Source organism: Streptomyces cinnabarinus (genome assembly GCF_027270315.1).
GTDB lineage: Bacteria > Actinomycetota > Actinomycetes > Streptomycetales > Streptomycetaceae > Streptomyces > Streptomyces cinnabarinus.
In genome coordinates this window covers 2,682,369-2,694,643 of the sequence record NZ_CP114413.1, presented here as the reverse complement: position 1 = coordinate 2,694,643, position 12,275 = coordinate 2,682,369, and the positions used below count along the sequence as shown (strand labels likewise).

Sequence of the window (12,275 nt, the reverse complement as noted above, 5' to 3'; positions counted from 1 at the left end):
CACGGCAACTGCCGTACCGCACTTGTCATTTCAGCGGTCTTGGTCCAGATAGGCGAGAACCGCCAGGACGCGGCGATTGTCGTCGTCCGAGACCTCCAGGTCCAGTTTGGCAAAGATGTTGGAGGTGTGTTTGGCGATGGCCCGTTCTGTGACCACGAGCTGCCCGGCGATGGCCGCGTTCGACCGCCCCTGCGCCATCAGCTCCAGCACCTCCAGCTCCCGCGGGGTCAGCCGGTCCAGCGGCCGCCGGTCGTCGGCGGCCTTCCGGGACAGCAGCTGCTGGATCACCTGCGGGTCCATCGCGGTGCCGCCGGCCGCCACCCGCCGGACCGCGTCCACGAACTGCTCCGCGTCGAACACCCGGTCCTTCAGCAGATACCCCACCGCGCCGGTGCCGTCGGCGAGCAGCTCCCGCGCGTACAGCTGCTCCACGTGCTGGGAGAGCACCAGCACCGGCAGGCCGGGCCTGGCGCGGCGGGCCCGCAGGGCGCACTGGAGGCCCTCGTCGGTGTGCGTCGGCGGCAGCCGTACGTCCACCACGGCGACGTCCGGCGCCAGGTCGGCCAGCGCGGCATCGAGCTCCGGGCCGCTCTCGACGGCCGCGGCGATCTCGAAGTCGTAGGCCTGAAGGAGCCGGACGAGTCCGTCGCGCAGCAGGAAGAGGTCTTCGGCTAGGACAACGCGCAAGGGATCTCCATGGTGACCATGGTGGGACCGCCCGCGGGACTGCTGACGGCCAGGACGCCGTCGAATGTACCCAGTCGGCGTTCCACCCCGGCCAGCCCGGACCCGGCGCCGATCACCGCGCCGCCCCTGCCGTTGTCGGTGACGGAGACCCGCAGCATCCCCGCCCCCTCGTCGACGTGATGCAGGTCGATCCAGATCCGGTCGGCGCCCGAGTGCTTCACCGCGTTGGTGAGGACCTCGCTGACGGCGAAGTACGCGGCGGCCTCCACCGGCGCGTCCGCCCGCCCCGGCAGCTCGACCGTCACCTCGGAGGCGAGCGGCAGCCGCAGCGCCAGCGCCCTTACGGCGTCGCCCAGTCCCCGCTCGGCGAGCACCGGCGGATGGATCCCGCGCACCAGGTCACGCAGTTCGGCGAGGGCGTCGACAGAGGACTTGCGGGCCTGCGCGATCAGCTGCTTCGCCTGCTCGGGGTCCTTCTCGATCAGCATCTCGATGGTGTTGAGGTCCATGCCCATCGCGACCAGCCGGGCCTGCGCCCCGTCGTGCAGATCCCGCTCGATGCGCCGCAGCTCGGCCGCGGAGGTGTCCACCGCGTCCCGCCGGGTCTCGGTCAACACCCGTACCCGCTCGGCGAGTTCGGCCTGGCTGGGGGTGAGCAGCGCCCGGGTGAGCCGGAAGTGGAGCTGGAGGGAGTCCACGGCGTACCGGTGGGCGAGGAGGAGGATGACGGCGCCCAGGGCGGCGGCGCCGAACGCGGACGACTGGTCGCTGACCGGCACGAAGCCGTACCAGTACGGCCCGTACTCGTCGCTCATGACCCGCCACAGCCCCGCCGCCAGCGCGAACCCCTCCAGCGGGTACAGCACCAGGACCGCGGGCAGCAGAGCGGTGAGGTATCCGGCCGTCATGTCCACCAGCAGCCACCGCAGATCCCGCCAGGTGGCCGGATCGCTCAGCATCCCGAAGGTGCGCGCCCAGGGGTTGGCGTCCTTGGGTATCGGCCGGTACGCCGACGGGATCTTCACCCCGCCCCACTGCGCGGCCAGCACCCGCCGCCAGTCGGCGAACATCCGGACCCGCTCGAGTATCCAGGGCGTTGTGATGAGCCCGATGCCGATCGGGATCAGCGAGATGGACACCAGCGCGAGCGTGTAACAGAGCACCGCCCCCGGCAGCAGCACCAGCGACAGTCCCAGTCCGCGCAGTGCCGCGCGCACCATGCCGTGTGCCCTGCTCTTCGTCTCTGTGGTCGTCATGCGGTAAGTCTCGCCGAGCCGGGGGGAGCGGGTCACGGGGCCGAGGCCCCCGCTCAGGAGGTGGTGCCAGGTACACCTCCGCCCTCGACCCCGGCCGCCGCCAGCACCCGTGCCTCCACCTCCGGATCCACGCCCTTCAACGGCCGGTCCGGGCGCTGCGGCGCCGAGCCGTCGAGACTCCTCAGCCACTTCCAGGTGTCGGCGACGGTCTCCTCGACCGGACGGCAGCGCAGTCCCGCCGCCATGGCCCGGGAGACGTCGCCGCGGTGCAGCGCGTCGTGCAGATCGGTGCCCGGCGGCAGCCACACCGGCAGCTCGGTCCAGGGCTCGATCCCGGCCTTCAGGATCACCTCGGGCTCGGTCCAGCGCAGTTCGGCCGCACCGCCGGTGACCGCGACACAGGCGTCGAGCAGCGTGCCCATGGTGGCGTGTCCCGAGGCCGAGGTGAGGTTGTACGGCCCGCTGAGCCCCTGTTCCGCGGCCCCGAGGAGCCAGTCGGCGAGGTCCCGGACATCGACGTACTGGAGGGGCAGTTCGCGCGGGCCGGGGGCCAGCACCGGGCCGCCGCGCGCCATCCGGTTCAGCCACCAGGGGAGCCGTCCGACGTTCTCGTACGGGCCGATGATCAGCCCCGCCCGCGCCAGCACCGAGCGGTCGGGCCCGAAGGCGTCCAGGACGGCCAGTTCGCCGCCCCGCTTGTCCTGGGCGTACTCGGTCTGCCCGGCGTCGGCGGAGGCGTCCGCCACCACCGGCGCGTCCTCGGTGGACCCGGCGGGCGGGGCCCACGCGTACACCGAGCGGCTTGACACGTACACGTACCGGCCGACGCGGTCGCGCAGCAGCCGTGCCGTGTCCCGGACCGCGCTGGGCGCCGCGGACCAGGTGTCGATGACGACGTCCCACTCCTCGTCCCCGGCCAGGGCGGCGAGCCCGTCCGGGGCGGTGCGGTCGCCGTGCAGCGACCGCGCTCCGTCCGGGGCCGGGTGCCGCCCCCGGTGGAAGACGGTCACGTCCCAGCCCCGTTCGAGCGCGGCCTCGACCACGGGCCGCCCGACGAATTCCGTACCGCCCAGCATCAGAAGTCTCATGCCGGTGACTCTGCCCGCCCGGGGCTCGGGAGGGAACAGGGCTCTGCCGTCAGCAGAGGCCCGGTGATCAGCGTCCGGCGGGCGGCGCGTACTTGTAGCCGACCCGGCGGATCGTCTCGATCACCGCGCGGTGCTCGGCGCCCAGCTTGCGGCGCAGCCGGGCCACATGGACGTCGACGGTACGGCCGTCGCCGACATGTCCGTAGCCCCACACCGTCCGGACCAGCTGGTCGCGGGTGTGCACCCGGTGCGGATGGGCGACGAGATGCGCGAGCAGCTCGAACTCCAGGTAGGTGAGATCGATGTCCCGTCCGTCGACCTCGGCGCTGCGGCGCTCGGAGTCGATCCGGATCAGCGGGTCGGCGGGGGGCCCGGCGGCCGGGCGGGGCTGCCGGTCCGCCGGGACGAGCACCAGGTACCCGATCATCGGCGGCTGCCCCGGGAGGGAGGGCAGCGAGTGCTGGGGCGCGGGCAGCCAAGTGGCGCCCGGGGTGAGGAGGTCCGCGACATCGGGGACATGGGCAGCAGCGGTCGTCGCCATGGGAGGTCAGCTCTTTCGCGCGAAGGGATGCGTCGGTGGACGTACGCCGTTGCGCGCGGGCCTGGGGGCCGGGTTACGGCTTCAGGGCGCCGGCGCGATCGTCGCGCGACAACACACCCGGTCGAAGTCGTGGTGCTGACGGGACGGCCAGAAGGGCTCGAGGTCGTGCCGACCCGTCCCTGAGATGTGCTGCATACCGGCCATGTCCTTCATTGAAGCAGACCGGCCCTCTCGGCAGGACCCTCCTCTCACTGGTCGGACGGCCGGGCGGTGGCGAGAAGCGTGCGTACGGCGGTGCGCAGCACGTAGTCCGGGTGCCGCTCGGGGCCGCCCCCGCCCAGATCGTGGACCACGCGCCGCGGTGACTCGGCCGCCGCCCGCAGCGGGGCCACGGCGAAGCGGGGGAGCAGCCCGGCCTCGGTCAACGCGGCCACGGCGGCCCGCCGTTCGGTGTGATGGGTGCCGGCGTCGGCCGCCCGCTGCGCGAGGGGTTCCAGGGTGTCCTCGGTGCGGCCCGTGATCCGCAGGACCGCGCGTGCGGCCGAGGCGCGCACGCCGACCGGGGTGCCGGGCGCGAGACTCGGCTCGATGTGCGGCAGCAGGGGAGCTCCGGCAGGGCCCAGTTCGGCGGCGAAGCCGGGCCAGCGCAACGGCCCTTCCCGCGCCAGGAGTTGCAGCGCGAGCTCCGGGTCCCCGGTGACCCGGAAGTGGGCCATCGAGGCGTACACCGCGACCGAGAAGTGGTCGCCGCCCGTCGCCTCGGCCCGCAGCGCACCGGCCGCCGCCTCGCCCGCGGCCGGGCCCAGCGCGCCGAGCAGATCCACCGCGGCCCAGGCGTGACTGCCCTCGTAGCGGCCCACCAGCGCCGCGATCTCGTCCACCACGTCCACGGCCACCTCCGGGTACCCCTCCAGCACCCGGATCAGATCCGCGTGGGTCCGCCCGATCCGCCCCGCCACCGCGCGGGCCACCGGCAGCGCCCCGGCCCCGAAGACCTCGGTCACCGCCCGGACGGCGAGCACGACGCCGTACGCCCCCGGCGGGCCCCCGGGATCGTCTTCGACCAGCCGCACGGCCTCCGTGACCGCCTCCGGAGCCCGGGCGCGGGCCAGCGCGGTGACCGTTGCCGCCCGCAGCGCGAAGTCATCGGCCAGGTAGGGCCGGACCCGGTCCCGTACCCGTGCGTGCAGGTCCGGGTCCGTCAACTCGCCGCACAGCCGGGCCAGTCGGTGCAGACCCCAGTCGTACTCCTCCAGGTCGCGCAGTGCGAAGGGCAGCACATCGGCCTCGCGGTCGCGCCAGCGCCCCTCGATCGCCGAGGTGAGCGGGACCCCTCCGGCGGCGGCGCGCAGGGCGGCCTCGGGGTCCTCCAGCAGCCGGTCGGTGAAGCGCTGGTGGGGAGCCGGGGCCCAGTACGCCTCGTCCAGCTCGTACGGATCGGCCGCGTAGGCCCGCGCGCAGCTGTCCACCAGGTCGTCGGGGAAGGGCGGTTCGGTGGTGCGCAGCAGGTCCTCGGCCGCCGCGAGCCGCACCTTGGGCTCGGGGTCCGTGAGCAACTCGCTTCGCCACGCGCCCGGTCCGGGCTCCAGCAGCGCCAGCGCGGTGACCGCGTGGCCGCGCACCTCCGGGTCGCTCTCCTCGGTCAGACGGGCCCACAGCAAGGGCCGGGAGTCCCGGTGGCGGCAGGCCATGACGAGGGTCAGCACGGCGTCGCGTACGGCCGGTTCGGCGTCCTGCGCGAAGGGGAGCAGGGACGGCAGCTCGGCGGTCACCGCCCGCTGTACCGGACCGGCCGCGTCGGGCCAGTCGTCGCGGTCCGCGAGATCGCCCAGCAGCCGCAGCAAGTCCGCTCGGGGGCCGGGCAGTTCACGGGACAGGCGGGCCAGCTCCGGGACCGCGCGGGCCGTCGCCACGGCGAAGTCGTCGTCGCGCCAGGACGCGGAGACCAGGTGGTCGAGCGCCGCCGCACGAGCCTCGGCGGCCTCGGTCTCCAGCGCTGCCAGCAGCGCGCCCACGTCCGGTCCGCCGTCGAGATCCATGCGGCGCACGATACGCAGAAGGGGGCGCCCACCATGACGGTGGGCGCCCCCTTGCGGAGCAGCGCTGCGGATCAGACCTGGCCGGCCTTCTCCAGGGCGGAGCAGCAGGTGTCCACCAGGAGGCGGGTCACGACGTAGGGGTCGACGTTGGCGTTGGGACGGCGGTCCTCGATGTAGCCCTTGCCGTCCTTCTCGACCTGCCACGGGATACGCACCGAGGCGCCACGGTTGGAGACGCCGTAGCTGTACTTGTCCCACGGGGCGGTCTCGTGCAGACCCGTCAGACGGTCGTCGATGCCGGCGCCGTAGTTCTTGACGTGGTCCAGCGGCTTGGAGCCCTCACCGAGGGACTCGCAGGCGGTGATGATGGCGTCGTAGCCCTCGCGCATCGCCTTGGTGGAGAAGTTGGTGTGCGCACCGGCACCGTTCCAGTCGCCCTTGACCGGCTTGGGGTCGAGCGTCGCGGAGATGCCGAAGTCCTCGGCGGTGCGGTAGAGCAGCCAGCGGGCCACCCACATGTGGTCGGAGACCTCCAGCGGGGCGACCGGGCCGACCTGGAACTCCCACTGGCCGGGCATGACCTCGGCGTTGATGCCGGAGATCGCCAGGCCCGCCTTGAGGCAGTTGTCGAGGTGCGCCTCGACGACGTCACGGCCGAAGATCTCGTCCGCGCCGACACCGCAGTAGTAGCCGCCCTGCGGGGCCGGGAAGCCGCCCTTGGGGAAGCCGAGCGGGTAGCCGTCCTTGAAGAACGTGTACTCCTGCTCGATGCCGAAGATGGGCTCCTGGGAGGCGAACTTCTCCTCGACCTCGGCCAGCGCGGCGCGGGTGTTGGTGGCGTGCGGGGTGAAGTCGATGTTCAGGACCTCGCACAGCACCAGGATGTCGTCGCCGCCGCGGATCGGGTCCGGACAGGTGAAGACCGGCTTGAGCACGCAGTCCGAGGCGTGGCCCTCGGCCTGGTTGGTGGAGGACCCGTCGAAGCCCCAGATCGGCAGCTCGGCGCCCTTCGCGTCGTCGCCAAGAATCTTGGTCTTCGAACGCAGCTTGGCCGTCGGCTCGGTGCCGTCGATCCAGATGTACTCAGCCTTGAAGCTCACGGGCCACATCCTTCGGGGTGGGTCTCTAGGCGCACTTGCGGGTGCTGCGGCGCTGCGGCACTGGGGCGCCGCGTTGATGCCCGCGAGCCTGTCAACAGGCGATTTCCCGGTCATTGCTCGAATGTGAACCCCGTGTTACCTGGTGGTTCTGTGGTGCGACTCACGTTGTGAGGGACGAGCGGGAGAGGACGGGGTGCGCCGGTGGTGGCTCGTATGCGATGGGGTTACGACGGTTCCTCGGCCGCCGCCGCGTCCCGCACCCCGGTCAGAAACCCCCTGATCGCCGCCCGCTCCGCCGCGTCGTAGCCCTGGAGCAGCCCCGCCGTCCGCTCGATCAGCGGGCCGAAGAAGCGCTGCCCGAGCGCGACCGCCTCCCCGGTCACCTCGATCACGACCTGCCGCCGGTCGCGCATCCCGCGCACCCGCCGCACCTGCCCGGCCCGCTCCAGCCGGTCGATGAGCGCCGTGGTCCCCGCCGAGTTCAGCCCGAGCGCGGCCCCGAGCCGCCCGGCCGTCAGCTCCTTGCCCGCGCGTGCGGCGTCCATGAGGGCGATCAGGGCGCGGACGTCGGTCGGATGCATGCCGTGGCGCTGGGCGAATCGCCCGCTGTGCAGGCCGAGTTCGACGGTCACCGCGCGCAGCAGATGAACGATCTCCCTGTCCGGCCTCTGGGACTCCATGCCTGCCTCCGGCTGTCATCTCGCCAACCGAATATCTCGCTCGGCGAGACAGTGGGGGGATGGCGTATGGGCGGCCCCGAAGGGCGCGGCTTCTACGAGGACGGCTTCCTGCCCGGCCTCGGCGTAGGGCGGGCATTCCTGCGGAAGGCATTCCTGCGGAGGGTGTTCCTGCGGCGGCTGGATCGCGCTGCGGTTCGCGCCGGACGTGCCCGATCGGGTGCGCCGCCTGTTCCTCCTGGACCCGGCCCAGTGCTGCGCCGGGTACAAGGCGGCGTATCCGACCCGGGCGCTGCCGATGCTGCTGCGGCCGACACCCCGCCGGGTGCGAGGCGGCCGCCGGCTTCCCCTCCGTGAAGCCGGTGACCGGGCCCCGCCCGTCAGTGGCGGAGCTGCGCACCCTGGACGTGCCGGTCCTGCTGCTCCTGGCCGGGAGCAGCAGGACGCATGACACGTACGAGGTGGCGGGGCGGGCGCGTGCGGTGCTGTCGCACGGTGAGACGGAGATCCTTCCGGAGATCTCCCCTCACGCGCTGCCCCGGGCGGCACCCCCCGGTCCGACCGGCCGCCTCAACTCGTTACCGACCGCGCGAGCGATGCGCTCGACCGGTGCCTCACCCCACCTTCTCGATCACGGCCCGGCGGATCAGGAACTTGCCGGGCTCGCGGACCTGCTCGAAGGCCGCGTTGTTCAGCAGCGTGCAGCTGCCGGAGACCGAGGTGACCTCGACGGTCGTGGACTTGTTGTTGTCGAGGTTGGTGACCTTCACCTTGGTGCCGACCGGCAGCACGTTGCTGGAGGCCGCCGGGGCGCCGCCCTCACCGGAGAGGGTGACGGTGGAGCCGTTGCAGACCTGCTCACCGGAGCCGGGCTGAGCCGGTGCCTCGGGCTGGGCGGCCTGGTCCTGGCCTTGTCCCTGCTCCTGACCCTGGCCCTGTTCCTGGCCCTGTTCCTGGCCCTGTTCCTGACCCTGTTCCTGACCCTGGCCCCCGGCCTCGGCGGGCGGCGCGGCGGGTGCTGCTGCCTGGGAGCCCTGAGCCGACTCCCCGACGACGCAACCGGACGCCTCCTGCTGGACCTTGATCTGCTCGATGACCGCCTCACGGTTGGCGATCCGAGCCTGCGACTGGGCGTCCGGTTTGGCCTTCTGCCCCTCGATGAACTTCTCGTTGTTGCCGAGCGCGGTGGCGAGGCCCTGGCAGACACTCGACTCCGCGGCGGTCTTCGGCGGCGCGGCGTTCGAGGTGCTCGCCATGACGAAGGCACCTCCGCCCGCCACGCTCGCGGCGCTGACGAGCAGCGCGATCTTCTTCTTCGTACTGAGTGTGCGCCTGCGAGACATACGCGCCTCCTGGGTGGTGGGGAGCTGTACGCCGCTATGTACGAGATACCGAACGAAGTTACTCAACGGTTACAGGAGTCGCTGAAGTGACCTGCATCACAAGGGAGTTGAGCGGGTCAGTCGTCGCCGTCCTCATGGGCCACCACCGTGTCGTTGACGTGCTGAAGCAGCCCCTGCGTCTGCCGGGTCAGCTCCGCCCCGTCCGTCTCGGAGCCGTCGCCCCACTGTCCGTTGGCGAACACCACGGACCGCACGGTCATCAGCCGCTCGAAGACCCCGGACGACCCCGGCGGCACGGTCGGCAGCCCCGCCTCCGGCGCCGGGTCCAGCGAGACGACCTGATAGGTCACCGGGTCCATGGAGGCCATCATGAACACCCGCGAGGCGTCCTCGACGGTGCGGAAACTCAGCACGGAGACCGTCACCTGCGAGCGCCGGTCCGCGTCCGTGAACAGGGCCGCGGTCAGCTGTGCGCACGGCTCGCCCTGCTCGATCAGCTCCGCCAGCTCCTGCGTCATCGCACGCGCGCAGTCGGTGGTGGTCCCCGTGTCGACGAGCTCGTAGGACGAACCGTCCTTGAGCGTCACGGTCCTGTCGGGGAACGCCTGCTCCGGGCTGATGACCGGACGGGCCAGCAGGGAGGGCAGATCGCTGGGCGCGTCGGACGCCTCGCCGACGTCGACGCGCGGGACTCCGGTGGTGGCGGACGGCTCGGGGGTCGCGCTCGGCGCCGGGGTCGCCGACGGGTCCTCGTCGCCGCCGGTGAGCAGCAGGGCCCCGGCGACGACGGCCAGGGCCAGTACGCCGCCGGTCACCCCGGCCGCGATCCGCCGGGTGCGCCGCCGCCGTATCCGCTCCTGCTCGGCGGCCCAGGCGGCCTGCGGGTCGGGACCGGGAGGGTATCCGTACGCCGTCCCGGGATACCCGTACTGCGGCTGTCCGTAAGGCGGTTGTGCCGACGGCTGCCCCTGCGGGGACCCGTTCTGCCCGTACGGCGTTCCATGATCACCGAATGTCATGGCCGCGGAGGGTAACAGCCGGTAGGACCTCCGCTCACGCCGGGCGACAAACCCTCAACAACCGTACGGAGACCTCACTTTCGGGACAGCGCGTCCCGTACCGCCTCGTCCGTGCGGCCCACCACCGCTGTGCCGTCCTCCGCGGTGATGATCGGGCGCTGGATCAGCTTGGGGTGCGCGGCCAGCGCGGCGATCCACCGCTCCCGGGAGTCCGCGTCCCGCGCCCACTCCTTGAGCCCGAGCTCCTTGGCGGCGGCCTCCTGGGTACGCGTGATGTCCCAGGGTTCGAGGCCGAGCCGGTCGAGCACGCCCCGGATCTCGTCCTCGCTCGGGACGTCCTCCAGATAGCGGCGGACGGTGTAGTCGGCGCCCTCGGCGTCGAGCAGGCTCAGGGCGCTGCGGCACTTGGAACAGGCGGGGTTGATCCAGATCTCCATGGCGACAACGGTAACGGGGGTGGGAACGCCCCGGCTCTGTTCGATTTCCGGGCGCCTCAGAAACCCCTCCCTGACCTGCCGTGACATCTGCCCAATTGCCTTCTCCACCTGGGCTTTTGACGACCCTGGAGGTCTGCTGATTGTCAGTGGTGGGCAGTAGACTGGGAGCAGTGTTCGAGGGTGTCGCCGGAGCGTCCGGACGACGGCGCCCTGACCGCGACAGGAGGATGCCTGTGCCCGCTGCCGCACTGAAGCCGAAGCCGTTGCCGACCCAGTCCACCGCGAAGCGCCCTGTCCTGCTGGACCTGCCGTACGCGCCGCTGGAGAAGCGCGCGCTGCCGCCGGGCCGCCCGCGCGAGTGGTACGTCACCCACAACCGCCGCCTCAAGGCCATGCGCCTGGCCATAGCCCTGCTCGACTCGGGCGTCTACATGCCGAACCAGGCCCGCAACGAGACGATCCGCGACACCGCGGACCTGATCGGCGTCCACCCGCCGTCGGACACGACCTGCCACATGGTCCGGGCCCTGATGCGCTACTCAAGGTGACCCAAGGTGCCGGGCGCCCCGCGAGACCGGGGTGCCCGGCACGTCTTTTCACCCGTTCGCCCGCCCCGGACATGCGCTCGCCCCCGCTCCGGCCTTCACTGCGATCAGGAGGTGGCGGGTGCGTTTCCAGGGAGGTCCGATGGCGTGGTTCCGCGTGTGCCCGGCCCCGGCCCGGCCCCGCCCATGAGTACCCCCGCCGACCGCGCCCGGCGCGGCAAGGAAGCGCGCAAACGCCTGCCGCGCTCCGAGCACGCCCGCTGGCTGGCCTCCGTCGACCGGGCCGACCCCGTCGGCGTGCTGGAGCGCCAGGGACGGGACCGCCTCCCCGAGCTGCTGCCGATCCGGTACGGCCGGATGGCCGCCTCGCCGTTCGCCTTCCTGCGCGGTGCCGCCGCCGTATTCGCCACCGATCTGGCCACGGCCCCGCACTCCGGCCTGACCGTCCAGCTCTGCGGCGACGCGCACCTGCTCAACTTCGGCCTGTACGCCTCCCCGGAACGCACCCTGCTGTTCGACCTCAACGACTTCGACGAGACCTTCCCCGGCCCCTTCGAATGGGACGTCAAGCGCCTGGCCGCCAGCGTCGCCGTCGCCGCCCGCGAGAACAGCCACAGCGAGACCGACGTACGTCGCGCCACGCTCGCGGCCGCCTCCGCGTACCGCACCCAGACGCGCCGTCTTGCCGGGATGGGCGAACTCGCCGTCTGGTACGAGCGGATCGACGCCGAGAGCCTGCTCCCCTTCGCCCGCACCCCGCGCGGGCGTCGCCGGACGGAGTCCACCCTGAACCGCGCCCGCCGCCGCACCAGCCTCCAGGCCCTCGGCAAGCTCACCGAAGTCGTCGACGGGCGCCGCCGGATCATCCACGACCCGCCGCTCCTGGAACCCGCCGGCGCCCCCGACACGGCCGCCCTGCGCAAGATCTTCAGCGACTACCGCTCGACCCTCTCCGAGGAGCGCCGGCTGCTGCTGGACCGCTACCGCTTCGTCGACGCCGCCCGCAAGGTCGTCGGCATCGGCAGCGTCGGCACCCGCTGCTTCATCGTGCTGCTCGCCGGACGCGACGCCGACGACCCGCTGTTCCTCCAGATCAAGGAGGCCCGCAAGTCCGTACTGGAGGAACACCTGCCGAGCGGCCCGTACGTCCATCCCGGGCGCCGGGTCGTCGTCGGGCAGCGGCTGATGCAGGCGGCCGGGGACATCTTCCTCGGCTGGATGACCGGACCGCAGGGCCGCGCCTACTACTGGCGCCAGCTGCGCGACATGAAGGGCTCCGCCGAGGTCGCCGCCATGGGCCCGCGCCAACTGCGCCGGTACGCCGAACTCTGCGGCACCGCGCTGGCCCGCGCGCACGCCCGCTCCGGCGACCGGATCGCCGTGGCCGCCTACCTCGGCGGCTCCGACACCTTCGACCGGGCCGTCACCGACTTCGCCCTCGCCTACGCGGACCAGACCGCCACCGACCACGCGGCTCTGTGCGCGGCGGTGGCGGCGGGCGTGCTCCGGGCGGCCCCGGACGTGTGACCGGGGTCCGGCCGGA

12 protein-coding genes are annotated in these 12,275 nt (G+C 72.4%); 2 read left to right on the top strand and 10 right to left on the bottom strand.

Features of this window, described 5'->3' with window-relative positions:
* Positions 1–30 precede the first annotated feature (30 nt).
* From STRCI_RS12185 to STRCI_RS12135, 10 genes are all read right to left on the bottom strand, one after another.
* Complete coding sequence (locus tag STRCI_RS12185) at positions 31–687, bottom strand: LuxR C-terminal-related transcriptional regulator (protein WP_269658923.1); 657 nt, start codon at positions 685–687, stop codon at positions 31–33.
* Entirely contained in the window at positions 672–1,943 is a 1,272-nt protein-coding gene (locus STRCI_RS12180) for a sensor histidine kinase (protein WP_269658922.1), read from the bottom strand. The genes STRCI_RS12185 and STRCI_RS12180 overlap by 16 nt, the downstream gene beginning before the upstream one ends.
* 53 nt (positions 1,944–1,996) lie before the next feature.
* The gene (locus STRCI_RS12175; RefSeq protein WP_269658921.1) at positions 1,997–3,031 is read right to left on the bottom strand and encodes an SDR family oxidoreductase; all 1,035 of its coding nucleotides are present in this window, start codon (positions 3,029–3,031) and stop codon (positions 1,997–1,999) included.
* Between the two features lie 67 nt (positions 3,032–3,098).
* The gene (locus STRCI_RS12170; RefSeq protein WP_269658920.1) at positions 3,099–3,572 is read right to left on the bottom strand and encodes a winged helix-turn-helix domain-containing protein; all 474 of its coding nucleotides are present in this window, start codon (positions 3,570–3,572) and stop codon (positions 3,099–3,101) included.
* Positions 3,573–3,820: 248 nt separating this feature from the next.
* Positions 3,821–5,611 carry a hypothetical protein gene (locus STRCI_RS12165; protein WP_269658919.1) on the bottom strand — a complete coding sequence of 597 codons (1,791 nt, stop codon included), beginning with the start codon at positions 5,609–5,611 and terminating at the stop codon, positions 3,821–3,823.
* 71 nt (positions 5,612–5,682) lie between these two features.
* Positions 5,683–6,711, bottom strand: a complete 1,029-nt coding sequence (glnII, locus tag STRCI_RS12160) for a glutamine synthetase (protein ID WP_269658918.1) — start codon at positions 6,709–6,711, stop codon at positions 5,683–5,685.
* A 224-nt stretch (positions 6,712–6,935) separates the two neighbouring features.
* Entirely contained in the window at positions 6,936–7,391 is a 456-nt protein-coding gene (locus STRCI_RS12155) for a MarR family winged helix-turn-helix transcriptional regulator (protein ID WP_269658917.1), read from the bottom strand.
* Between the two features lie 611 nt (positions 7,392–8,002).
* Positions 8,003–8,731: an RlpA-like double-psi beta-barrel domain-containing protein gene (locus STRCI_RS12145; RefSeq protein WP_269658916.1), complete on the bottom strand. Its 729-nt coding sequence runs from the start codon at positions 8,729–8,731 to the stop codon at positions 8,003–8,005.
* Between the two features lie 116 nt (positions 8,732–8,847).
* Positions 8,848–9,750, bottom strand: a complete 903-nt coding sequence (locus STRCI_RS12140) for a DUF2076 domain-containing protein (protein WP_269658915.1) — start codon at positions 9,748–9,750, stop codon at positions 8,848–8,850.
* Between the two features lie 74 nt (positions 9,751–9,824).
* A complete protein-coding gene (locus STRCI_RS12135; protein ID WP_269658914.1) occupies positions 9,825–10,187 on the bottom strand; it encodes an arsenate reductase family protein in 363 nt (120 codons plus the stop codon).
* A gap of 233 nt (positions 10,188–10,420) precedes the next feature.
* Between STRCI_RS12135 and STRCI_RS12130 the strand changes: the two genes are divergently transcribed.
* Entirely contained in the window at positions 10,421–10,735 is a 315-nt protein-coding gene (locus tag STRCI_RS12130; RefSeq protein ID WP_269658913.1) for a hypothetical protein, read from the top strand.
* Positions 10,736–10,918: 183 nt separating this feature from the next.
* Entirely contained in the window at positions 10,919–12,259 is a 1,341-nt protein-coding gene (locus STRCI_RS12125) for a DUF2252 domain-containing protein (protein ID WP_269658912.1), read from the top strand.
* The last annotated feature ends 16 nt before the right edge of the window (positions 12,260–12,275 follow it).